Source organism: Massilia sp. NBRC 108631, assembly GCF_059704565.1.
This window is the reverse complement of record NZ_BAAKJE010000034.1, coordinates 24,808-48,835: the sequence shown is the minus strand read 5'-3', so window position 1 is coordinate 48,835 and position 24,028 is coordinate 24,808. Positions and strand designations below refer to the sequence as shown.

16 protein-coding genes are annotated in these 24,028 nt (G+C 67.5%); 11 read left to right on the top strand and 5 right to left on the bottom strand.

Annotated elements, in window-relative coordinates:
• The first annotated feature begins 28 nt into the window (after positions 1-28).
• Positions 29-2,377, top strand: a complete 2,349-nt coding sequence (locus AC6H42_RS03365; protein WP_497547409.1) for a hypothetical protein — start codon at positions 29-31, stop codon at positions 2,375-2,377.
• Here the strand turns inward: AC6H42_RS03365 and AC6H42_RS03360 are convergent.
• The 5 genes from AC6H42_RS03360 to AC6H42_RS03340 form a co-directional block, all read right to left on the bottom strand.
• Positions 2,369-4,162: a glycoside hydrolase family 28 protein gene (locus AC6H42_RS03360; protein WP_497547408.1), complete on the bottom strand. Its 1,794-nt coding sequence runs from the start codon at positions 4,160-4,162 to the stop codon at positions 2,369-2,371. The two genes, AC6H42_RS03365 and AC6H42_RS03360, sit on opposite strands and share 9 nt — an antisense overlap.
• Positions 4,163-4,168: 6 nt before the next feature.
• Positions 4,169-8,116, bottom strand: a complete 3,948-nt coding sequence (locus AC6H42_RS03355) for a TonB-dependent receptor (RefSeq protein WP_229418244.1) — start codon at positions 8,114-8,116, stop codon at positions 4,169-4,171.
• A gap of 123 nt (positions 8,117-8,239) precedes the next feature.
• Positions 8,240-9,187, bottom strand: coding sequence for a FecR family protein (locus AC6H42_RS03350; RefSeq protein WP_057156277.1), 948 nt, complete (start codon positions 9,185-9,187; stop codon positions 8,240-8,242).
• On the bottom strand, positions 9,174-9,770 hold the full coding sequence (locus AC6H42_RS03345) for a sigma-70 family RNA polymerase sigma factor (protein ID WP_082551913.1): 597 nt from the start codon (positions 9,768-9,770) through the stop codon (positions 9,174-9,176). The genes AC6H42_RS03350 and AC6H42_RS03345 overlap by 14 nt, the downstream gene beginning before the upstream one ends.
• 188 nt (positions 9,771-9,958) lie before the next feature.
• Positions 9,959-11,563, bottom strand: a complete 1,605-nt coding sequence (locus AC6H42_RS03340; protein ID WP_057156278.1) for an FAD-dependent oxidoreductase — start codon at positions 11,561-11,563, stop codon at positions 9,959-9,961.
• A gap of 275 nt (positions 11,564-11,838) precedes the next feature.
• On the opposite strand from AC6H42_RS03340, the gene AC6H42_RS03335 reads away from it, so the two are divergent.
• The 10 genes from AC6H42_RS03335 to AC6H42_RS03290 all read left to right on the top strand — a co-directional run bounded on the left by AC6H42_RS03335 (position 11,839) and on the right by AC6H42_RS03290 (position 24,022).
• The gene (locus tag AC6H42_RS03335) at positions 11,839-13,662 is read left to right on the top strand and encodes a DUF1302 domain-containing protein (protein WP_057156279.1); all 1,824 of its coding nucleotides are present in this window, start codon (positions 11,839-11,841) and stop codon (positions 13,660-13,662) included.
• 20 nt (positions 13,663-13,682) lie between these two features.
• A complete protein-coding gene (locus AC6H42_RS03330; RefSeq protein ID WP_057156280.1) occupies positions 13,683-15,047 on the top strand; it encodes a DUF1329 domain-containing protein in 1,365 nt (454 codons plus the stop codon).
• A gap of 76 nt (positions 15,048-15,123) precedes the next feature.
• Positions 15,124-16,104: a WD40/YVTN/BNR-like repeat-containing protein gene (locus AC6H42_RS03325; RefSeq protein WP_057156281.1), complete on the top strand. Its 981-nt coding sequence runs from the start codon at positions 15,124-15,126 to the stop codon at positions 16,102-16,104.
• Between the two features lie 57 nt (positions 16,105-16,161).
• Positions 16,162-18,549 carry an efflux RND transporter permease subunit gene (locus tag AC6H42_RS03320; RefSeq protein ID WP_497547402.1) on the top strand — a complete coding sequence of 796 codons (2,388 nt, stop codon included), beginning with the start codon at positions 16,162-16,164 and terminating at the stop codon, positions 18,547-18,549.
• Positions 18,549-18,767, top strand: coding sequence for a recombinase family protein (locus tag AC6H42_RS03315; protein WP_057156282.1), 219 nt, complete (start codon positions 18,549-18,551; stop codon positions 18,765-18,767). Before AC6H42_RS03320 ends, AC6H42_RS03315 begins: the two co-directional genes overlap by 1 nt.
• Before the next feature lie 21 nt (positions 18,768-18,788).
• Positions 18,789-20,423 carry a 3-(methylthio)propionyl-CoA ligase gene (locus AC6H42_RS03310; RefSeq protein ID WP_497547401.1) on the top strand — a complete coding sequence of 545 codons (1,635 nt, stop codon included), beginning with the start codon at positions 18,789-18,791 and terminating at the stop codon, positions 20,421-20,423.
• 10 nt (positions 20,424-20,433) lie between these two features.
• Positions 20,434-21,000, top strand: a complete 567-nt coding sequence (locus AC6H42_RS03305; protein WP_497547400.1) for an RBBP9/YdeN family alpha/beta hydrolase — start codon at positions 20,434-20,436, stop codon at positions 20,998-21,000.
• Between the two features lie 103 nt (positions 21,001-21,103).
• Positions 21,104-22,084: a quinone oxidoreductase family protein gene (locus AC6H42_RS03300; protein ID WP_497547399.1), complete on the top strand. Its 981-nt coding sequence runs from the start codon at positions 21,104-21,106 to the stop codon at positions 22,082-22,084.
• 9 nt (positions 22,085-22,093) lie between these two features.
• Positions 22,094-22,942, top strand: a complete 849-nt coding sequence (locus AC6H42_RS03295) for a TauD/TfdA dioxygenase family protein (RefSeq protein ID WP_497547398.1) — start codon at positions 22,094-22,096, stop codon at positions 22,940-22,942.
• Between the two features lie 27 nt (positions 22,943-22,969).
• Entirely contained in the window at positions 22,970-24,022 is a 1,053-nt protein-coding gene (locus AC6H42_RS03290; protein WP_057156286.1) for a beta-keto acid cleavage family enzyme, read from the top strand.
• Positions 24,023-24,028: the final 6 nt, after the last annotated feature.

Here is a 24,028-nt window from a genome sequence, read left to right as displayed (position 1 = left end):
CCCCGAATCGATCATCAAGGCTAGCCACATGCGTCCGATTTCCCTCTCCCGCCGCCGTCTCATGCTCACCGCCGCAGCGGCAGGCGCAGCGCTGGCCCTGCCGGCCGGCGCCGGCGCTGCGGGCCGCCGCGATGATCGGGGGGAGGGCACCGGGCGCATGGGGCGAGTCGATCCCATTGATCGCCAAGCGCTGGTCGGCAGGCACAACCCGGTTCTGACCGGCGTTGACCCGTCCGCGCCGCTCATGCTGGGCAACGGCAGTATCGGTTTCACGGCGGACATCACCGGCCTGCAGACCTTCACCGAGCCATACAGCAAGATCGCGCCGCTGCTGACGCAGGCGCAGTGGGCCTGGCACAGCTTCCCCAACCCGGAGGGCTACACCGTCCGCGACACGCAGGTCGAGATCGAGGTGCGCGGCCGTACGCGCCGCTATGGCTACATCAAGGACTGGGCCGACGCCGCCAAGAACCCGGCGGTGGCATGGATCAGGGAGAATCCGCACCGTTTCTCGCTGGGCCGCGTGGCGCTGGACCTGCGCGCGAAGGACGGTTCGCCGGCGCGCTTCGCCGATATCCGCGATGCGCGCCAGGAGCTGGACATGTGGCGGGGAACGCTGACCAGCCGCTTCGTCTACGACGGTGAAGCGGTCACCGTCGTCACCCGCGTGCTGCCCGGGCAGGACACCGTGATGGCCGATGTGCGTTCCGCGCTGATAGGGCAGGGCCGCCTGGGCGTCGCCGTGCGCTTTCCGGGCGTGTCCAGGAATCTCAATCCGGATCCTTCGGACTGGGCGAATCCGGCCTCCCACACCACAACCGAGCTGCCGCGCGTGGCCGGCGAGGTGCGCCTGCGGCGCCGCATCGACGGCACCGCCTACCACGTCGCCATCGCCGCACCGGGTTCCGGCATCGAAAAGACGGACATCCATGCTTACCGGGTCGGCGCGAAAGGGAACACGCTGGCGGTCATGGTGCAGTTCTCGCCGGAGGCCGGCGCCGCCATGCCCAGCCCAAGGGCGGCGGCGGGGTGGACCACGCGCCACTGGATCAACTACTGGGTTCAAGGCGGCATGGTCGATTTCTCCGGCTCGGCCGATCCGCGCGCGGTGGAGCTGGAGCGCCGCGTAATCCTGTCGCAATACCTGATGAAGGTGAACGCCGCCGGCAGTTTCGCGCCGCAGGAAGAGGGCTTGTTCTCCAACAGCTGGAACGGCAAGTCGCACCTGGAGATGCATCCCTGGCATGCGGCGCACTTTGCACTGTGGGGCAGGCCGCAGCTGCTGGAGAAGAGCCTGGGCTGGTACGTCGGTTTCCTGCCGAAGGCGAAGGCGCGCGCCACGGAACAAGGCCTGCAGGGCGCCTGGTGGCCCAAGATGATAGGCCCGGATGGCGTGGACAGCCCATCGAAGGTATCGCCCTTCATCATGTGGCAGCAGCCGCACCCCATCTACATGAGCGAGTTGCTGTACCGGGCAGGCGGCGCCGGAGAAGGCGGCAAGCGGGTGCTGCAAGCCTATGCCGCGCTGGTGGAGGAAAGCGCTGCGCTGCTGGCGTCCTACGCGCATCTGGACGAGCAAAGCGGCAAGATGCGCCTCGGTCCGCCCGTCATCCCGGTGCAGGAGAACTTCCCGCCGCTGGCAACGTTTGATCCGACGTTCGAACTGGCCTACTACCGTTGGGGCATCGAAACTGCCCAGGCCTGGCGCGAGCGTGCCGGCAAGGCCCGCCGGGACGACTGGGATGCGGTGCTGGCCAAGTGGCCGGAGCTGCCGCAAACGGACGGCCTTTACCTGCCTGTGCGCTCCGAGCCCGGCTTCTGGGAAAAGGCAGCCGGCGCCTGCAAGTCGAATGCGCTGGAAGAGGCATGCCAGAACCGCGACCACATGTCCTTCCTGATGCCGCTGGGCTGGCTGCCCGGCCGCGATGTGGACAAGGCCACCATGCGCCGCACCTTTGACCGCATGAAGCGCGACTGGGATCTGCGCCAGACCTGGGGCTGGGACTACCCGATGATGGCAATGACCGCCGCGCGCCTCGGCGCGCCGGAAGAAGCCATCAATTGGCTATTCTTCGAGGCGAAGAACAACAAGTTCGGCAAGAGCGGCATGACGCCGCGGGTACACCTGGACGCGCATGCCGCCGCCTTCGTGCCGACCGCCACCGGCGCCGGCGCCGAAGCCGATCCGCAGGCCGGGGCCGGACCGGATGGCCCGGGCTACCAGCGCGCCGCGGAGGCCTACTTCCCTTCCAACGGCGGACTGCTGCTGGCGGTTGCGCTGATGGCCGGCGGCTGGGACGGGCAGGCCGGCCCCGCCCCCGGCTTCCCCCAAAACGGCTGGAAGGTCAGGGCCGAAGGCATACTGCCGTCACTTTGACAGGGTTTCGTTGACGGTCTTGCCGTTGATCGTCACGTTCGTCAGGACCACGTTCTGCGCATGGTGCAAAAATACCGGCTGGCCGGCGTGGCGCACCGTTCCAAAGTCGCAGTTGGTGAAGGAAATGTTCGTCACCGGCAGGATCGCGCTCCCCGCCTGTCCGTTGAAACTGGATGCGACCGGGCCGAGTATCACGACTGCCTGGTAGCACGAATAGTCGCCATCGGCCATCTTCACCGTTCCGGCACGCAGGTTCGAAATGTGCACCTCCGACACGCTGGGCGGCCGGATGCGCACGGCATCGTCGCCGGCCGCGTAGTTGCAGTCGATGGTGACGATGGCGCCGCCGCCCGTCGCCAGCCCCTTGAGCGGGTTGGCCGGGTCCTGTTTGCCGCGCCGGTCGCGCGCGTCCACGCCGTTCGGCAGCTGCACATCCCGCACATACAAATGGCGCAGGAAGCCGCCCCGGTTCATATTGGTCTTGAGCCGTATCGCCGTGCCCAGCGGATCGCTGGCCCAGTGCGCGTTGCGGAACTCGATGTTCTGCGCGTACACGTATTCGATCCCGGCAGCCATCTCGCTGCCCAGTGTCACGCCGCCGTGGCCGCTGTTCATGATGCAGTTCTGGATCACCACGTTGCGCGTGGGGCCGAACTGCGTATCCCGGTTCTTGCCGGACTTGATGGCGATGCAGTCGTCGCCCGTGTTGAAAGTGCAGCCGTCCACCAGCACGGTGTCGCACGACTCGGGGTCGAAACCATCGTTGTTCGGTCCCTTGCTCTGCATGTTCACCCTGCTGATGCGGAGGTAGCGGCAGTTCACCGGATGGTGCAGCCAGAACGGCGAAGCGACCGCCTGATAGCCTTCCATCACCACGTCGCTGCAGCCGATGAACTCCACCAGGCAGGGCCGCAAGTGGTGGCCGATACCGAACGTTCGCCGCGCCAGCGGCACCCCGGCCTCGGACAGCGCCGGCAGGTAGCGGGTGTCGCCGTTCCAGCGCGGGTGCTCGCCCTGGATCAGCCTGCGCTGCTCGGCGCTCAGTCCCGGCGCCACTGCCTCCAGCGGTAAATTGAGCGGGTTGACGGTGGCGGCGGACACCTCTTCGCCCTTGCGGTCGACCCAGCCCCACCACGAGCCGCCGCCGGACTCGAACGGTACGCCGGCCTGGCCGTTGAGCACACTGGTCCAGTCGGCGCCGGTCAGTGCAATGTTGTGCTGGTTGTAGGCGTACACCAGCGGCGAATAGTTCAGCACGTCGTTGCCCTGCCAGCGCGAGATCACCAGTTTGCCGCGCTCGCCGCAGTCGATGTCGCCGTACTTGGCGTAGTCGAGCGGATTGGCGCTGAAGTACACCTGCGCGCCGGAAGCGAGGTGCACGTGCACGTTCGAACGCAGCACGATGGGTCCCTTGCAGTACCAGTTCCCGGCCGGGATCAGCACGCGGCCGCCGCCCTTCCGGTGGCAGGCCGCGATGGCGGCCGCGATGGCCGGGTAGCAGTCGGGCGATCCCGGCGCTGGGGTCTGCACGTCCCACTGTTCCTTGCGCCAGGTGGACTTGGCCGCCACCAGCTGGCTGGACCTGGCGCCGTAGGCTGTGATGGGAAAGTCCTGCTTGCGGAAGTCCAGGGGCCTGGCGCAGCGCGCGGCGATATCGGCCGCGCGCTGCCATGGATCGGTGCCGGCGCGCGCCCGCGAGAAAGGGGCGGCGGCGCCGGCGCTGGCCGCCAGGGCGCTGGCTTTGCGCAGGAACAGGCGGCGGTGCGGATGGGTGGCTTGGCTCATGGCGGCTCACATGGTGCGGAAAGTGGCGCCAACCATGATGCGGCGCCCGGAGTAGTTCAGGTCCAGCAGGTTGGGCGTGCCGTCCGCGAACGGGGCGTACTGGCCCTGGCTGTTGGAGGTGGTGTTATTGGTCAGGTTGCGGCCTTCGATGAAGAATTCCACGTTCGGCCGCCAACGGTAGGACAGCTTGGCGTCGATGTAGCGGGTGGCGTCCTTGAAGTTCGGCGAGCCAGGGTTGTAAGGGAAGCCCACCCGCACCGGCGCCGCGTTCGGGTAGTTGTTTACGCCCGCCGCGTTGCACGAGGCGATGCAGGTGAAGGAAGCCGCCACCGCTTGCACGGCCACGCGGGCTGCCAGCTTGCCGTCGTCGTACCAGAGCGCCCAGTTGTAGGTGTACCTGGACTCGCGCGCCGGCGGCAACGGCGTGCCGGTCAGCAGGTCGACGATGTTCTCATTGCTGGCCTTGGAACGCTGCTTGCTGTAGTTGGCGTCCATGCCGGTATAGCGCAGCAGTGAAGGCAGGAAGGTAAAGGCGGTCTTGGTGGTCAGTTCCAGGCCGGTGCGGCTGGTGGCCGCGCCGTTCATCCAGGTGGAATAGTCGAACAGCACGTCGGCCAGCGGTATGCCGGTGGCCGGGTCGACCATGTCGGTGCCGGCGAACAGCGGCACCTGCGATACGCCTTGCGGAATTGCCGGGCCCACCTTGCCGCGCTGCCTGAACACGGATGCGCTGAACATGGTGTCGCGGTTCGGATAGTACTCCAGCGCGAAGTCCTGGTTCAGGTTTTGCTGCGCCTTCAGCAGCGGGTTGCCGATGGTGCCGGAGCAGCGCTGGAACACTTCGTTCTCGTCCTCGCGGCGTTCGTCGAAGGTGCAGGTACCCGACGGCAGCAGGCGCGATACCGGCGGGCGCGCCACGGTCTTGGCGACGTTGTAGCGCGCCACCAGCTTGTCCGGCACCATCCACAGGGCCAGGTTCAGGCTGGGCAGCACGTCGTTGGAGGTGGCGTCGGTGCGCGTGGCTTGCGAAACCCGGGTGGTGACGGTGCCGCCGGGTGCGTCGCGGTTGAACGGGTCGTAGGTGGGCGTCTTGGTGATGGCGACAAAGGTCATCATGCCGGTGCCTTCGACCTGGGTGCGCACGTAGCGTACGCCGGCGTTGCCTTCCAGTTCCCAGCCGAAGGGCAGGGCGCGGTTGGTGAAAGGCACGCGGTCCACGCTGAAGTCGCCCATCAGGTAGAACGCGGAAGTACGCTCCTTGAGCTGCGCGTAGGGCTGGTCGTAGACCTGGCCGTCGCTGGCCTTGCAGCGCTTGACGCAGTCGAAGTTGGCGTTCGGGATGCCGGTCAGCGCGAACACCTTTTCCACGTCGATCTGGGTCCAGTTGTCCATCAGGCCTTCCGGGCGGTCCTTGGCACCGTGGAAGAACTGGGTGGGCGTTGCCTGCAGCACCATGGTTTGCTTGAGCAGGTCGAGGAACTGCGGCATGGTCATGACGGCCGAGCTGTCGAAGGCCTGGCGCGTGTTGTCCTTCATGATCAGGCCGTACTGGCACTTGTTGCCGCCCGGAGCGAGGGAGCCGGGCGTGTCCTGGCAGCCGTACAGCGTGCTGCGCAGGGTGGGCGAGGGCAGCACCAGCGGCGCCTTGTAGCCGGGCTGGCCGAAGGTGCCCACCGGATCACGCAGGATGTAGCCGCCGTTGTTGATGGTCCAGCTGTCGCTGCCGGTGTCGCGCAGGTTGAAGCCGGACTTCACGCGCTTGAGGAAGGGCACCGACTCCGGTATCGCGTAGCTGACATCGAGCTTGGCCGTGCGCTCGCCGCTTTCGCGGATCTGCGGCTCCCACGTGACGTTGGGCGACGAGGTCACGGCCTGCTGCTGCGCCGCCGTGTAGGCCGGGATCGGCTTCGAATTGTAGGGGCCGGGGTTGACCGCCGAGCTGGCGCCGTTCGGATACAGCTGGGCGAAGCGGTCGAAGCTCTGCTCCTTGACCGGGTCCACGCCGGGGAAGGTGTAGCCCCACAAGCCGTTCGACAGCAGCTTGGCGGTGGCCGGGCCGTAGTAGTCGATGAAGGACAGGCGCTTGGCGCCGCGCCGGAAGTCCGAACCCGCATCGCCCACGAAGAACTCTGCGGTCAGCCCGCCGCGCTTGAACGTGCCGCCCAGCTGCAGGTATTTGGCGGTGGTCAGGCCGATGTCGTGCAGCTGGTCGGTGCGGGCCGCGCCGGCCAGGAAGGTGTACTGCGTCACGTGGTGGGCTGCATCGACCGTGACCGAGCCGGGCACCGTGTTCGGCTGGCCGTTGGCCATGGCCAGGTTGCCCAGGCTGTAGGCCAGCTGGTTGATGTCGTTGTGGCGCTTGTTGTAGCTGCCTTTCGCGTACACGGTGAGCTCGTCGTTCACCTTGAAGTCGGCCCGCAGGTCGAGGTTCTTGCGGCGGTCGATCTCGCGCTTGACCAGGTAACGCGGGCCCGACGGCGTGTAGTCGTTCCACTGGTTCAGGCAGGTAGTCAGCTCGTTGTTGCGCTGGTTCTGCGCGGCGGTGCGGGCGGCCGACGCAATGGTGTTCAGCTGGGCGGCGCTCAGTGCCGGGAACGCCGCGGCGCAGTCGGCCTTGGTGCGGGCCGCGGCGGAACGGGTGACGATGTCGATCGGGCTGCCCGAGTTGAAGAAGCCGCCGCCGACCAGCGGCGATTGCAGCAGCGGATTGGTGGCCACGGTGTCGGCCGTGTTGACCGTGCCGGGCTGGAAGGTGAAGGTCTTCTCCGGCGAGTTGTCGAAGTCGTGCAGGCGGAAGTAGCCCTGGTTGCCGTTGCCCGCCGCCTGCGCCGAGTGCCCTTCGTTGAGCAGCGTGGTGGTGGACGCGTTGAGCAGCAGGCCGAGGCGGCCATCCAGGAACTTGTCGGCCAGGATCAGGTTCGCGTCCGGCTCCCACTTCTTGTTCAGCGAATGCTGGGTGGCGCCCAGGCGCAGCGAGGCGTAGGGCTTCTTGAAATCCAGGCCGGTGCGGGTCTTGATGATGATGCTGCCGCCCAACGCGCCTTCCGTCATATCGGCGGTGGAGCCCTTCACCACGTCCACGCTCTTGATCAGGTCGGCCGACAGCTGGCGGAATTCGACCGCGCGGCCGTCGCCGCCGCCGTTCATGTCGGAGCCGCCGGCCGACTGCACGCCCTGGCCGTCCAGCTCCACCCGCGTCAGTTCCGGGCCGTTGCCGCGCACCGCCACGCTCACCCCTTCGCCGAACTCGCCGCGGTCGAGCGCGATGCCGGCCATGCGCGAGATGGCCTCGCCGATGTTGCGGTCCGGGAGCGAGCCCACGTCTTCGGCCACGATGGAGTCGGTGGCGGTGGCGGCGTTCTTCTTGCGCTCGATGCTTGACTGCTGCGATGCCCGCGTGCCCACCACCAGCACCTGCTTGACCTCGTCCTTGGCCGCGCCGGCGGCGGCCGGCGGAAGCTTTGCGGGGTCTGCTGCGGCCTGGGCCTGCGCGTCCGTCAGCGGTGCGCCCATCATCAGCACGGCGGCCGATACGGCGACGCAGGTGGCCTTGCGCTGGCTGGGGGGAGTGTTTTTCGTCATGGTCTGGTCCGATATTTTCGAGTCGCTGGTTAGGTTTCCAGGTGACGCAGGCGAGCGCCTGAGTATCACCACGGTGCCGCTGGAGCCAACCCTGCCTACCAGATCGGTGCACATCAACAGCCTGTCCACCGCCTCGGAAATACCAAACGCGCCCGCCAGTGCGTTGGTGCTCACGCCTTCCAGGATATCGGCCGACGTCAAGATGTTGATGCCGGCCTGCCGCGCGAATTCCGGAATGGAGTCCGTCGCAACGCCGGCCGGAATATTGAACGGCCGGGCCGATTCCTGCGCAGCGGAACTGCCCGCATGAGCTGCCAGACTGACGGCCAGCATGACGCCGGCCGCATTAGCGCAATGGTGCATAGAGAACATGCACATCTCCTCTTTCTGATTGGCGGAACTATGCTGCTCCGTTAATACTAAAGACTGCCGGCGCAGGCGGCTTCCTCAAGCTGCCTGGATGGAAAACCTAAACACTCAGAAATATGATCGGACCTAGCGCGAGCCGGCGTTGTCGGCCTGCCCGATGAGTATCGTGTCCGCAGTGATGGTGATGGGCACGGCCAGCACGGTGCTGACGTCCTTGGCGAACAGCTCCGGCGCGTCCAGCTTGTACTGGCCGAACAGGCGCTTGCCGGCCAGCGCCGCGTCGACGATGACGATGGTCTTCGGGCTGTAGCGGTTGAAGTCGGCGACGGCGTCGCCCAGGGTCTGGTTCTTCAGTATCAAATTGCCCTCTCGCCAGGCCAGTTTCCGGTTCACTTCGGAAGGCTGGCGGGTTATGGAAATGGCGCTGGCCTGCGGCTCGAGAAAAGCGCGTTCCCCAGCCGCCAGCAGGCGCCGTTGCGCGGTGCGGTCCTTGCTCCATACTTCCACCGTGCCTTCCGTCACCAGCACTTCGGTGCCGCGCGCAAAGCGCCGCACGGCGAAAGCGGTGCCGACGGCGCGCACGCGCGCGTCCCCGGCTTCGACGATGAAAGGCTTGGTCTTGTCCTTGGCCACTTCAAACCACGCTTCGCCCTGTTGCAGGTTGATCTTGCGCCGGGTCCGCGTGAACTCCACCTCGATGCGGCTGCTGCCGTTGATGGTGGCAATCGACTTGTCCTGCAGCGGCACTTTGCGGAATTCGCCTTTCGCCGTGGTCAATACGGTGTCTTGCCGGACAGCCGAAAAGCTCAGCGTGCCGACCGCCGCGACCAGGCAGGCCGCAAGCGCAACGCGCTGGAGCAGGCCGCGCCGGGTGCTGGCCGGTTCGGCGGCAAGCGGTTGCGGCGCCGTTGCGAGATTGATCGCGTTGCAGATCGCCATGGCCCGTACATACGCGCCCTGATGCCGCGTATCGGCCGCGTACCACGCGTCGAACTGTGCGCTCTCGGCGTCGCTCAGGCCGCGCGCCATTTTGCGCGCTACCCACTCGAAGGCTTGGTTATCAATCGTTGACATTGCTTTTGACGTTGTTTTCCCTGGCTGCCCGCTTTCTTGCGACGAATCTGGCGTCTCCGGTTTCCTGATGCACGCCATGCCTGGCAATCATTTCCGACATCAAGCGCATACCCTTCATCATTTCGTGTTCCACCACGCCGTCGGTCAGTCCCAGCGTTTCCGCCGTCTCCTGCTGCGACAGGCCGTGTATCCTGCGCGCCCGGAACACGTTCTTGCAGCGGTCCGGCATGTTGGCCACCAGGCCGATTACCCATTTCAGCTCCGAACGCGCGAACACCACGCGCTCGGGGGAGGGCGCGGTGTCGGCAATATCCAGGTCTTCCAGGTTGGCGATGGTCTCTATCTGCACCACCGAGTCGCGCTTGATGCGGTCGAGGACGATGTTCTTGGCGGCCCGGAACACGAACGGCTTGGGGTCGCGCACATGGTCCAGGCTGGCCATCGACAGTATCCGGTAGCAGGTTTCCTGCACCACGTCGTCGATCTCGGCGGGTCCCGTGCACACGCGGCGCAGCATCCTGCGCAATTCGGCCTCGTGAGGCAGGAAATGTATTGTCAGCCAGTCAACTACTTCGGTGTGCATAAGCTCGCTCATTCGTGCCCCCCTATTGCTTAAGACGAGCACGCAAGCTTACTCCTCAACAATTCTTGATTGACCCTCCATTCAATCAACCGGATGAGCGTTTCACGATCCGGCTCGGCACGCGCTGGATCGGTCCGCCACACCGGGCCATGGCGCACCCGGCGTGGCGCGCGCAGCGATGGCGGCGCCTATTTGCGCAGGGTGCCGGAAGCGATGCCGCTGGCGGCGCCGGCGGCTGCGCGCACCGCCGCATCGTCAATCGCCGGCAGCTGCGCGGCCTTTAGCGGCGTGTTGGCCGGACCATGCAGCACCGCGCCGTCGGTGGCGAAGCGCGAGGCGTGGCAGGGGCAATCCCAGGAGCGCTCCACCGAATTCCAGTGCACCTGGCAGCCGAGATGGGTGCACCTCGCCGACACCGCATGCAGGCCGCCTTCGTCATCGCGGTAAACCGCCAGCTTGGCCGCGCCGTCGCGCACGATGGCGCCTTGTCCGGGCGGAATCTCGGCGGCCGATTCGACCTCGCCCCCTTTCATCCAGTCGGCGTACTGGGACACGGTGTTGGCCTGTTCCCTGGCGAATTCGCCCAGTCCGTGCGTGGCCTTGCGGGCCGGATCGTACAGCGCGATCCAGGGATTCGCGCGCCGCATCACCATGTCGCGGATGATCATGGCACCGATAGCCGTGTGCGTCATGCCGTTGCCCGAATCGCCGGTGATGATGTAGACGCTGTCGCTGTCGAGCGGGTTGCGGCCGAGGAAGGCCAGGCCGTCCGCCGGCTCCATCACTTCGCCGGACCAGCGGTATTCCACCGACAGCGCCATCGGGAAGCGGGAGCGCGTCCATTGTTCGAGCTCGGCGAAGCAGTGTTCGGGATGCCAGTCCTGGCCGACCTTGTGGTCCGCACCGCCGACCAGCAGCAGCTCGTGGCTGGGCCGGTGCCACAGGCTGTGCAGGCGGATGTAGTGGTAGGGGCTTCCGGTGTCCCACAGCAAGATGCGCGGCACGCTGCCCGCCGGCACCAGGGCGCCGATCACGTAGCTGCGGTAGCCGGCTTGCTTGGTGTGCATCACCACCCGGTTGTTGAACGGCGTGTTGGTCGCCACCACCACCACGCCGGCCAGGATGCGGCCATGCGGCGTGCTGATGCGCTGGCCGTGGTCGGTCTGTTCGACCTGCAAGGCGGGCGTACGGGCATAAATGCCGGCCCCGTTGCGGGCCAGGCAGCCCGCCAAGCCCACCAGGTATTGCACCGGGTGGAACTGCGCCTGGGCATGATAGCGGACGCAAGGCCCGGTATCGAACGGCAGGCCCGGCACGCGGTCGCCCAGGCCGGCCTGCACGCCGGCGCGCACGGCCGCCTGGACTTCCGCCGCGAGGTCTTTTTCCTTGCCGCCCGGCAGGTTGAACAAATAGCCGTCCAGGCGTTCGAAGCCGCACTCGATGGCTTCGCGGGCAACAATTTCCTCGACCAGCCGGATCGCCCGCCCGTAGCTGTCGGCAACCAGCCTGGACTGCCTGGCGCCGAACTTCTCCTCAATGCCGGCATACCATTCATCGGGCGGGAAAAAGTGGGCGGTGGTCCTGCCGCTTTCGCCCGCGCCCACGCCCAGCGCGTCGATCACGGTAACCCGCTTGCCTTCCTTCATCAGCAGATAGGCCGTGGTCAGGCCGGCAATGCCGGCGCCGATCACGCACACGTCGGTGTCGAGGTCGCCGGGCAGCGGTGGATAGTTGAGCTCGGATGCATCGTCCATCCAGACCGATGACGAGCGCCCATTGGTGGTGAAAGTCATGATGGCTCCTTTCGTTAGTTGACCGGGCCAGCCATCAGTGTGCGCGCACTGCGGAAATCGCGCAGCAAGCCAGCTCCGAATCGAATCATGCTGCGCTGCGGGCCGCAACAAAACACGCCCTGGCACTTCGGCTTGTCGCAAATTGCGAAGTCGCCGTCGTGAATTGGCAATGCCGTTTCTTTCCCCGAGCCCTACTATTCCCTCACGTTGACCGGCCCGCCATGCATGGTCCGGCAGCGCCCACCACATACCAATAACGAGGGGGAGACACAAGCATGACCAAGGCACAACATCCCGTTGCGAAGACCGCGCTGGCTGCGGCCCTGTGCGCCATCGGCGCCATCGGCGGCGTCCGGGCCGGCGAACTGGAGACCGGCAATCCGGATCTGGCGATGCGCTGGGATAACACCGTCAAGTACAACTACGGACACCGTCTGAACAGCCAGGAGGGGGCCATCCTCAAGTCGGCCAACTACGACGACGGCGACCGCAACTTCAACAAGGGCACGGTGTCCAGCCGGGTCGACCTGCTGAGCGAGTTCGACGTGGTCTACCAGCGGCGCATGGGCTTGCGCGTGTCGGCCGCAGGCTGGTACGACCGCGCCTACCGCCGGCTGGACAACACCAACCCCGCCTCGTCCAACCACCTGGAGAACGGCAAACCGGCCGTCGGCCTGTCCCGGTACGCCAGGCGCTACCACGGCGGCGCCTCCGGCGAGGTGCTGGACGCCTTCGTCTTCGCCGGCTTCGACGCAGGCGACATGCCGGTCAACCTGAAGCTGGGCCGCCACACGCTGTTCTGGGGCGAGAGCCTCAGCTCGCCGGTGCACGGCATCAGCTTCGGCCAGTCGCCGGTGGACTTCATCAAGGCCTATTCGGTGCCCGGTTCGGACGCCAAGGAACTGTTCCTGCCGCGCGCGGCCGCCTCAGTACAGATGTCGCCCAGCACGCAACTGAGCCTGGCGGCGCAATACTTCCTGGACTGGAAGCCGGCCCGCATGCCGGAATCGGGCTCCTTCCTGGGCTTCTTCGACTACGCCTTCCAGGGCGCGGAGAGCTTCAATCTCGGCCCGCTCGGTCCGGCCGCGCAGCGCCAGGGCGACAGCGAACCGAAGAAGTCGGGCGACTGGGGCGTGTCGGCGCGCTGGAGCCCGGCCTGGCTGGACGGCACCGTGGGCGTCTACGCGCGCCGCACCTCGGACATGCTGCCACAGGCTAACCTGCGCCTGGCCGGCCTGCCGGCCGCGCTGTTCGGTCCCAGCGGCGCGGCCTTGTGCACCGCCGCCATCCCGGGTGCGGCCGTGGCTGGCGGCAACTGCTTGTTCTACCCGGCGGCGCTGGGCGCCACCAGCCGCTACCAGCTGGAGTATGCGAACGGCATCGGCGTGTACGGCCTGTCGCTGTCCAAGAGCGTGGCCGGCGTGTCGCTGGGCGCCGACCTGTCCTACCGCACCGGCATGCCGCTGTACAGCACCCCGGCGCTGCTGATGCCGGTGGGGACCAGTCCGGCCATCCTGGCCGCGCTGAACGCCAAGGTGGGCGGCGCCGTGGTGGTGGCGGCGGGCGCGCTGCCGCAGCGCGGCGAGGCGAGCGGCGCGCGCGGCAACACCTGGCACGGCGCGCTGAACCTGATCGGCACCATGGCGCAGACGCCGCTGTCGGACGCGCTGACCTGGAACGCCGAAATGGTGTGGAGCCGGCTGGGCAGCATCAGCCAGGGCGCCGCCTTCTACCGCGGCCGCGCCAGCTACACCGGGATCGACAAGCCGGGCAAGGACTACGTGGGCCTGACGGTAAACGTGTCGCCGACCTGGTTCCAGGTGCTGCCGGGCCTGGACCTGAGCATGCCGCTCAGCTATGGGCGCGGCCTGTCGGGCAACTCGCAGGTGCAGGCCGGCGGCAACAAGGACGCCGGCAGCCTGAGCGTGGGCCTGGCCTTCGACTTGCGCCAGAAGTACCGCTTCGACATCAAGTACGTGGACTTCTTCGGCCCGGTCGCCACCGATCCGGCGAGCGGCGCCATCACCTCGAATGCGGGCGTGACGGCGCTGCTGCGCGACCGCGGCTTCCTGGCCGCCACCTTCAAGACCACTTTCTAAAAAAGACAACAGGAGACACTATGAACATGCATCGAACCGCATTGGCGGCAGCGCTGGCTGCGCTGCTGGCCGGAAACGCCGCGCTAGCGGCAGTCACGCCCGAGGAAGCCAGGCAGCTGGGCGCGGCGCTGACCGCCGTGGGGGCCGAGAAGGCCGGCAACAAGGACGGCACCATACCCGAGTACACCGGCGGCCTGGGTGCGCCGCCGGCCGGCTACGTCAAGGGCAGCGGCTTCCGTCCCGACCCGTACGCGGCCGACAAGCCGCGCCTGAGCATCACCGGCAAGGACATGCACGGCATGGAAGACAAGCTGACCGCCGGCGCGCGCGAGCTGCTCAAGCGCTTCCCCGGCTTCCGCGTCGACGTCTATCCGACCCGCCGTCCGGTGACCCTGCCCAAGGCGCTGCTGGAGAACACCGCCAGGAACGCCGTCACGGCGCGCTCGGTGGATGGCGGCGTGGGCGTGGAGGGCGCGCTGGCGGGCGTGCCGTTCCCGATCCCGAAAACCGGCAACGAGGTGATGTGGAACCACCTGCTGCGCTACCAGGGCCAGGCCTTCACCACCAAATTTGAATCGTGGAACGTGGACGCGTCCGGCGTGCCCAGCCTGGCCACCATGGGCGAGATTTCGGAAGAGTTCCCGCTGGCCGACCCGAAGATCACCGAGCCGGCCAAGCAGGGCGACGTGTTCTTCCGCACCCGCCTGGCCTACCTGGCGCCGGCCCGCCGCGCCGGCGAGGCGCTGATGGCCTTCGACGCGGTCAATCCGGCGGTGCAGCCGCGCCGCGTGTGGCAATACCTGCCGGGCCAGCGGCGCGTCAAGCTGGCGCCGGACGTGGCCTACGATACCCCGAACCCGGGTTCGGCCGGCGCCTCCACCTACGACGACGCCTGGGTCTTCAACGGCGCGCTGGACCGCTACGACTTCAAGCTGGTGGGCAAGAAGGAAATGATCGTGCCGTACAACCAGTACAAGCTGTTCGGCCACAAGGAAGTGGGCGAGATCGTCAAGCCGGGCCACCTGAACCCGGACTTCGTGCGCTGGGAACTGCACCGCGTATGGGTGGTGGAAGCAGTGCTCAAGCCGGGCAAGCGCCATATCTACAGCAAGCGCGTGTTCTACATCGACGAGGACAGCTGGGTGGCGCTGGCTTCGGACCAGTACGATGCGCGCGGCCAGCTGTACCGCGCTTCGTTCGACCACATGGTGTACGCCTACGACGTGCAGGCGACCTACACCGGCAACCACGTGATCTACGACTTCATCAGCGGGGCCTACAACCTGACCGGCATGTCCGGACCGCACGGCGGCCTGAAATACATCGATCCGCTCAAGCCGTCGCAATGGTCGGCCGAGTCGCTGTCGGGCGCCGGCGTACGCTGAACCCGGCCGCAGTCCACCGAGACCAGCGCCGTCCCGCGCCAGCGGGGCGGCAGCGCCACTTTTTCGAGATCACACCATGAAACAGATTGCCCGGAACGTCCGCCGCGCGTGCGCCTGCGCCTGCGCCGCCATCCTGCTGCAAGGCGCGCACGCCGCACCGGCCTTTATCGATCCGCTCGACGCGCCGGCCGTGCCCTCGCCGCTGGCGCAGCGCGCTCCCGTCAACGGCCTGGCCGCAGCAGGCCAGCGCCTGGTGGCGGCCGGCCAGCGCGGCCACATCCTGTATTCGGATGACCGCGGCGCCACCTGGCGCCAGGCGCGGGTGCCGGTATCGGCCGACCTGACCGCTATCGCCTTCGTCGGATCGCTGCAGGGCTGGGCCGTGGGCCACGATGGCGTGGTGCTGCACAGCGCCGACGCCGGCGCCAGCTGGACGCGCCAGGCCGACGGCCGCGCGGACCCGCAAGGGCAGGGCCGGCCGCTGCTGGGCGTCTGGTTCGACGATGACCGCAACGGCATGGCGGTGGGCGCCTTCGGCCTGGCGCTGTGCACTGACGACGGCGGCGCGCGGTGGCGCCATTGCGAAGACTTGCTGGACAACCCGAATGGCCTGCACCTGAACGCCGTGCGCCGCGTCGGTGGCGCCGTCTACATCGCCGGCGAACAGGGCCTGCTGCTCAAGCGTGGCGCGGATGGCCGCTTTGCGGCGCTGCCGTCGCCCTACAAAGGCAGTTTCTTCGGCTTGGCGGGCAAGGGCACCACGGTGCTGGCCTTTGGCTTGCGCGGCAATGCCTACGCCAGCGGCGACGGCGGCCAGAACTGGCGCCGCGCGCAGACCGGCGTGCAAACCGGTCTGACGGCGGGCGCCGTGCTAAACGACGGCGCGCTGCTGCTGCTAAGCCAGGCCGGCCACGTGCTGCGCAGCGCCGACGGCGGCGCCACCTTCGCGCCGGTGAGGCAGGATAGGCCGGCGCCGGCGGCCGCGGCGCTGGCGTTGCCGGACGGGCGCGTGCTGGTGGGCGGGCCGCGCGGCCTGCAGGTGCAGGCGGCCCACTAAGAGCCCCGGAAACAACAGCCGGCTGCGCAGCGCGCAAGCCGGCAACTGGAGACAACTATGGATATGGGCAATAGCGGCATCGGCGACATGCCGGTGATCCGCAAGCTGGAAGACTTTAACCCCCGCTCGGGCAGCCTGCTGGAGCGGCTGGTGTTCAACCGGCGCATGGCGATGGTGATACTGTGCGTGCTGGCCACGCTGGTGCTGGGCTGGCTGGCCGCGACGCGGCTCACGCTTAACGCCAGCTTCGAGCGCATGCTGCCGCAAAGCCATCCCTACATCAAGAACTACCTGGACAACAAGCAGGAGCTGCGCGGCCTGGGCAACGCGCTGCGCGTGGTGGTGGAGAATCCGCGCGGCGACATCTTCGACGCGGCCTACCTGGACACGCTGCGCCAGATCAACGACGCGCTCTTCCTCACGCCCGGCGTGGACCGCGCCTGGGTCAAGTCGATGTGGACGCCGTCGGTGCGCTGGAACGAAGTGACCGAGGAGGGCTACGCCGGCGGCTCGGTGATGCCGGATAATTACGACGGCTCGCCGCGCAGCGTCGAACAGTTACGCACCAACATCGCGCGCTCCGGCATCGTCGGCGGCCTGGTGGGCAACAACTACCGGTCCACCATGGTCTTCGTGCCGCTGCTGGACAAGGACCCGGTGAGCGGCAAGGCCATCGACTACGGCCGGCTGACGGCTGCGGTGGATGCGCTGATGCGCAAGTACGAGCAGGGACCGGCTGCGGTGCGCGTCCACGTGATCGGCTTCGCGCGCCTGGTGGGCGAGCTGCTGTCGGGCATGCGCCAGGTGCTGGCCTACTTCGGCATGGCCGCGCTGATTGCCACGGCCGTCATCTACGGCTACACGCGCTGCGTGCGCTCCACCGCGCTGGTGGTGGCCTGCTCGCTGGTGGCCGTGGTGTGGCAGCTGGGACTGGTGGCCGCGCTTGGCTTCGAACTCGATCCCTTCTCCATCCTGGTGCCATTCCTGGTGTTCGCCATCGGCGTGTCGCACGGCGCGCAGAAGATGAACGGCATCATGCAGGACGTGGGGCGCGGCACCCACCTGCAGGTGGCCGCGCGCTACACTTTCCGCCGCCTGTTCCTGGCCGGCCTGACGGCGCTGCTGGCCGACGCCGTCGGTTTCGCCGTGCTGATGGCCATCGACATTCCCGTCATCCGCGACCTGGCGCTGGCCGCATCGATCGGCGTGGCGGTGCTCATCTTCACCAACCTGCTGCTGTTGCCGGTGCTGCTCTCCTGCATCGGCGTGTCGGCCCGCTCGGCCCAGCGCAGCCTGCAGACCGAAGCGGAGGGCGCAGGCGGCCTGTGGGCGGCGCTGGCCAGCTTTACCGGCAAGAAGCGCGCATCCATCGCCGTGGGCGCGGCGGTGGCGCTGGCGGCCGGCGGCCTGGCCGTGTCCAGCCGCCTGCAGGTGGGCGACCTCGATCCGGGCGCGCCGGAGCTGCGCGCCGATTCGCGCTACAACCGCGACAACGCCTACATCACGGCCAATTACTCGCTGTCGTCCGACCAGTTCGCGGTGATGCTGAAAACGCCGAAGGAGAAATGCCTGGACTGGCAGAGTCTGGTCGAGGCCGACCGCCTGGGCTGGACGCTGCAGCAGGTGCCCGGCGTGCAGACCACCGTGTCGCTGGCCGACGCGGTGCGCCAGATCACGGCCGGCGCCTCGGAGGGCAGCCCGAAATGGCTGACGCTGTCGCGCGACCAGAATGTGCTGAACTACGGGGCCCAGCAGGCCTCCACCAGCAATCCCGACCTGTTCAACCGTTCCTGCTCGCTGATGCCGGTGATCGCCTACCTGTCCGACCACAAGGCCGGCACGCTGGAGAAGGTGGTGGCGGCGGCCGACGGCTTCGCCAAGGCGCATTCCACGCCGGAGCGCCAATTCCTGCTGGCGGCCGGCAGCGCCGGCATCGAAGCGGCCACCAACATCGTGGTCAGGGAAGCCAACGCCAAAATGCTGCTGTACGTGTACGCCGCCGTCACCGTGCTGTGCTTCATCACTTTCCGCAGCTGGCGCGCCACCTTGGTGGCGGTGCTGCCGCTGGTGCTGACCTCCATCCTGTGCGAGGCGCTGATGGTGGCGCTGGGCATGGGCGTGAAGGTGGCCACTTTGCCGGTGATCGCGCTGGGCGTGGGCATCGGCATCGATTATGCGCTGTACCTGGTATCGGTGCAGCTGGCGCAGCAGCGGCAGGGCGCCTCCCTGGCCCAGGCCTACCGCCACGCGCTGCAGTTCACCGGCAAGGTGGTGGCGCTGGTGGGCGTGACGCTGGCCGCCGGCGTGGTGTGCTGGGCCTGGTCGCCGATCAAGTTCCAGGCCGACATGGGCATCCTGCTGACGTTCATGTTCGCGCTGAACATGGTGGGTGCCCTGGTGCTGGTCCCGGCGCTGTCGTACTTCCTGCTGAAGCGGGTGAAGTGATGGGCACGCAGCGCGCACGGCCGAGCCGGCTCGCGCAGCTGGAACAGCGCCTGCGCGCCGACATCGATGCCTTGCGTGCGTCCGGCCTGTCCTTCAACGCCATTGCGGCGGTGCTGAACCGGCGCGGTATTCCCGGGCTGCAGGGGGGACGCTGGTACGCCGCCACGGTGCGGCGCGCGCTGAATTCGCCGCCGCAGCCGGCCACGGCTTTCAATTGAGATCAACCGGAGAATATGGATATGCTAGGAAATATGCAACAACAGCCCCTGCTCGTGTCGTCGCTGATCGAGCACGCGGCACGCAACCATCCGCGTGCCGAGCTCGTCTCGCGCAGCAGCGAAGGCCCGCTGCATCGCACCAGTTACGGCGCCGTGGCGCAGCGCGCCAGGCAGGCGGCCAATGCGCTGGTGCGCATGGGGATCAAGCCCGGCGACCGCGTCGCCACGCTGGCCTGGAATGGCTATCGCCACATGGAGCTGTACTACGCGGTGGCCGGCATGGGGGCGGTGCTGCACACCGTGAACCCGCGCCTGTTTGCCGAGCAGCTCGAGTACATCGTCAACCACGCGGACGACGAGGTGGTGTTCTTCGACATCGGGTTCGCGCCGCTGCTCGAGCAGCTGGCCCCCAGGCTGCCAAACGTGAAATGCTACGTGGCCATGACGGACCGCCAGCACATGCCTTCCTGCGCGCTGCCCAAGCTGCTGTGCTACGAAGAGTGGATGGGCGCTGAAAGCGCCGACTACGAGTGGCCGATGCTGCCGGAAGACAGCGCCTGCGCGCTGTGCTACACCTCCGGCACCACCGGCAACCCCAAGGGCGTGCTGTATTCGCACCGTTCGACGGTGCTGCACGCCATGGCCGCCTGCACGGTGGACGGCATGGGCCTGGGCGCGGCCGAGACGGCGCTGGTGGTGGTGCCCATGTTCCACGTCAACGCCTGGGGCATGCCGTACGCGGGGGCCATGTGCGGCGCCAAGCTGGTGTTTCCCGGGCCGGCGCTGGACGGCGCCAGCGTGTATGCGCTGCTGCGCGACGAGGGCGTGACCCTGGCGCTGGGCGTGCCCACCGTGTGGCTGGCCCTGTTCCGCCACGTGGAGCAGGAGAAGCTGCGGCCGCGCGCCGAGCTGCTGCTGGGCCGCGTGCTGATCGGCGGCTCGGCCGCGCCGGGCGCCATGATCGCCACCTTTGCCGAAGTGTTCGGGGCCGAGGTGATCCACGCCTGGGGCATGACGGAGCTGTCGCCCTTGGGCGCGGTGTGCCGCCTGCTGCCGCGCCATGCGGCGCTGGGCCCGGCCGGGCAAATGAGGCTGCGCGAGAAGCAGGGCCGCGCCGTGTTCGGCGTGGCCATGAAGATCGTCGACGACGAGGACCGGGAACTGGCGCGCGACGGCAAGGCTTCCGGCCGCCTGCTGGTGCGCGGACCCTGGGTGGCCGCCGGCTACTACCGCGGCGACGGCGGGGAGGTGCTGGACGCGGACGGCTGGTTCGATACCGGCGACGTGGCCACCATCGACCCGGACGGCTATATGCACATCACCGACCGCGCCAAGGACGTGATCAAGTCCGGCGGCGAGTGGATCTCGTCGATCGACCTGGAGAACGCGGCCATGGGCCACCCGGCGGTGGCCGAGGCGGCCGTGATCGGCGTGGCGCACGAAAAGTGGCAGGAACGGCCGCTGCTGGTGGTGGTGCTGAAAGCCGGCGCCCAGGCCAGCGGCGCCGAACTGCGCGCTCACCTGGAGGGCAAGGTGGCCAGCTGGTGGCTGCCGGACGACGTGCAGTTCGTCGAACAGTTGCCGCATACGGCCACCGGCAAGCTGCAGAAGATGAAGCTGCGCGAGATGTTCCGCGACTACCGCCTGCCGGCCTGAGGAGAGGGCGATGACCAAGGAGAAAGCGGTTTTGCTGATCGTTCCAGGCCTGCGCGACCATGTGCGGGAACACTGGCAGAGCTTGCTGCAGCAGCAGGTGGCGGGAGCGCGCTCGGTGCCGCCGCTGACCGAGAACGCGCTCTGCCTGCAGGCCCGGGTGGAGGCGATTTCTGCCCAGCTGGCGCAAATCGATGGCCCGGTGGTGCTGGTGGCGCACAGCGCCGGCGTGCTGATGGTGGTGCACTGGGCTGCGCGGCACGGCAGCGCGGGCGGCAAGGTGCGCGGCGCGCTGCTCGCCACGCCGCCCGACCTGGGGGCGGACTGGCCGGCCAAATATCCCAGCCCGGCCACGCTGGCGGAACAAGGCTGGTCGCCTTTGCCGATGCAGCCGTTGCCTTTCCCCTGCATCGTGGCCGCCAGCAGCAATGATCCGCTGGCCAGGCTGGATGCGGTGCAAGAGATGGCGGCGGCATGGGGCGGCGAGCTGGTGGCGCTGGGCGAGGCCGGGCACCTGAATCCGGCATCGGGCTATGGCCCGTGGCCGCGCGCCAGGGAGCTGGTGGCGCGCCTGTCGTAAAAAGCGAAGCCGCTGTCGCCGCATGCGACGCGCAAGGCTGACCCCGGCGTTATATTGATATCACGGAACCAGACCAAAGCAGAAAGAACCAGAGGAGAGCAGGATGGCAAAGGCAGTAAGGTTTTATTCCCCGGGCGGACCGGAAGTACTCAAGCTGGAACAGCTCGACGTGGGCGATCCCGGCCCCGGCCAGGTGCGGGTGCGCCACGTGGCGGTGGGCCTGAACTACGCGGACACCTACTTCCGCAACGGCACTTATCCGGTGCCGACGCCGAACGGCATCGGCGTGGAAGCGTCCGGCGTGGTGACGGCGCTGGGCGAGGGCGTTACCGGCCTGGCGCCGGGCGACCGCGTCACCTATACCGGTTTCCTGAATACGCTGGGCGCCTACTGCTCCGAGCGTGTCATCGCCGCCGCGCCGCTGATCAAGCTGCCCGACACCATTGCCTTTGAAACGGCGGCCGCCATGACCATGCGCGGCCTGACCTCGGCCTACCTGATGCGCCGCATCTACGACTTCAAGCCTGGCCAAACCATCCTGCTGCACGCGGCGGCCGGCGGCGTGGGGCTGATCGTGGCGCAATGGGCCAGGCTGCTCGGCCTGAACGTGATCGGCACCGTGGGCAGCGCGGCCAAGGCTGAGATCGCGCGGGCCCACGGCTGCGCCCACACCATCGACTACAGCCGCGAGGACGTGGCCGGCCGTGTGCGCGAGCTGACCAATGGCGAAGGGGTGCACGTGGTGTTCGACTCGGTCGGCAAGGACACCTTCATGGGTTCGGTGGATTCGCTGCGCCGGCGCGGCCTGCTGGTGTGCGTCGGCACCGCTTCCGGCCCGGTGCCGCCGTTCGATCCCATCCTGCTGGCGCAAAAGGGTTCGCTGTTCGTCACGCGCCCGGCGCTGGCCGACTACATCGCCGATCCGCAGGAAAAGGCGGCGCTGGCCGCGGAGGTGTTCGGCTTGGTGGGAGAAGGAAAAATCCGCATCGAGATCAACCAGCGCTATGCTCTGGAAGAGGCGGTGCAGGCGCACCGCGACCTGGAAGCGCGCAAGACCACGGGATCGTCCATCTTCCTCATCTAAGGAGCTGCGATGCAAGTTGAACAACTCACCTGCAGCATCGGCGCCGAACTGACCGGCGTGAGCCTGGTGGACGCGATCCACGACGACGGGCTGTTCGCCGAAATCCGCAGCCAGCTGCTGCGCCACCGCGTGCTGTTCCTGCGCAAGCAGGACTTCACGCGTGCCGAACACGTGGCGTTCGCGCGCCGCTTCGGCGAGCTGGAGGACCACCCGGTGGCCGGCAGCGATCCGGAGCATCCGGGCCTGGTGCGCATCTACAAGTCGCCGCAGCAGCCTGCCGACCGCTATGAAAACGCCTGGCATGCCGACGGCACCTGGCGCAACGCCCCGGCCTTCGGCGCCGTGCTGCGCTGTGTCGAGTGCCCGCCGGTGGGCGGCGACACCAAGTGGGCCAACATGGTGCTGGCCTACGAGAGGCTGCCGCAGGACGTGAAGCTGAAGATCGAAGGCCTGCGCGCCCGCCACAGCATCGAGGCCAGCTTCGGCGCGGTGATGCCGATCGAGAAACGCCATGCACTGAAGGCGCAGTTCCCGGACGCCGAGCATCCGGTGGTGCGGATACACCCCGAGACGGGGGAAAAGATCCTGTTCGTGAATGCCTTCGCCACCCATATCAGCAACTACCATACCCCGGAGCGCGTGCGCTACGGCCAGGACGCCAGCCCGGGCGCCGCGCAGCTGCTCAATTACCTGATCAGCCAGGCCTGCATCCCCGAGTACCAGGTGCGCTGGCGCTGGCAGCCGGGCAGCGTGGCGATCTGGGACAACCGCTCGACCCAGCATTACGCGGTGATGGACTACCCGCCGTGCCACCGCAAGATGGAACGGGCGGGCATCATCGGCGACATCCCCTACTAAATACAGAAGAACAACCAGGAGCACAGCATGCAATTTCTCGACGATTCCCTGCACCCCGAGAACCAGGACAAAGTAGTCATCACCACCGCGCCATACGGCCCGGAATGGGCGCCGGAAGACTTCCCCGAAGACATCCCGGTGACGATGGAAGAACAGGTCCAGAAGGCGGTGGACTGCTATAACGCCGGCGCCACCGTGCTGCACCTGCACGTGCGCGAACTGGACGGCAAGGGCAGCAAGCGCCTGTCCAAGTTCAATGAGCTCATCGCCGGCGTGCGCGCCCGCGTGCCCGATATGATTATCCAGGTGGGCGGTTCGATCTCCTTCGCGCCGGAGGACGACGGCCAGGCCGCCAAGTGGCTGAGCGACGACACCCGCCACATGCTGGCCGAGCTCGACCCGAAGCCGGACCAGGTGACGGTGGCCATCAACACCACCCAGATGAACATCATGGAGCTGCTGTATCCGGAGTACCTGGAAGGCACCTCGCTCGCTTCGCCGATGATGCACGCGGCCTACAGCGAAATGACGGTGCCGGCCGGACCGGCCTGGGTGGCCGAGCACCTGAAGCGCCTGCAGGCATCCGGCATCCAGCCGCATTTCCAGCTGACCGGCATGCACGCGCTGGAAACGCTGGACCGCCTGGTGCGCAAGGGCGTCTACACCGGTCCGCTGAACCTGACCTGGATCGGCATCGGCGGCGGCTTCGACGGCCCCAATCCGTTCAACTTCATGGACTTCCTGCGCCGCGCGCCGGACGGCGCCTGCATCACGGCCGAATCCCTGCTGAAGAACGTACTGCCGTTTAACATGATGGCCATGGCCATGGGCTTCCACCCGCGTTGCGGCACCGAAGACACGCTGATCGGCCAGCACGGCCAGCGCATGACGTCGGTGCAGCAGATCGAGCAGTGCGTGCGCGTGGCGCATGAACTGGGGCGCGAGATCGCCTCCGGCAAGGAAGCGCGCGAGATCTACCGCATCGGCGTGCAGTACAAAGATGCGGAGGAAACCCTGCGCATGAACGGCATGGCCCCCAACCGCGCGCGCGGCCAGAAGAACGTGCCGCTGCGCACCTGACTGGAA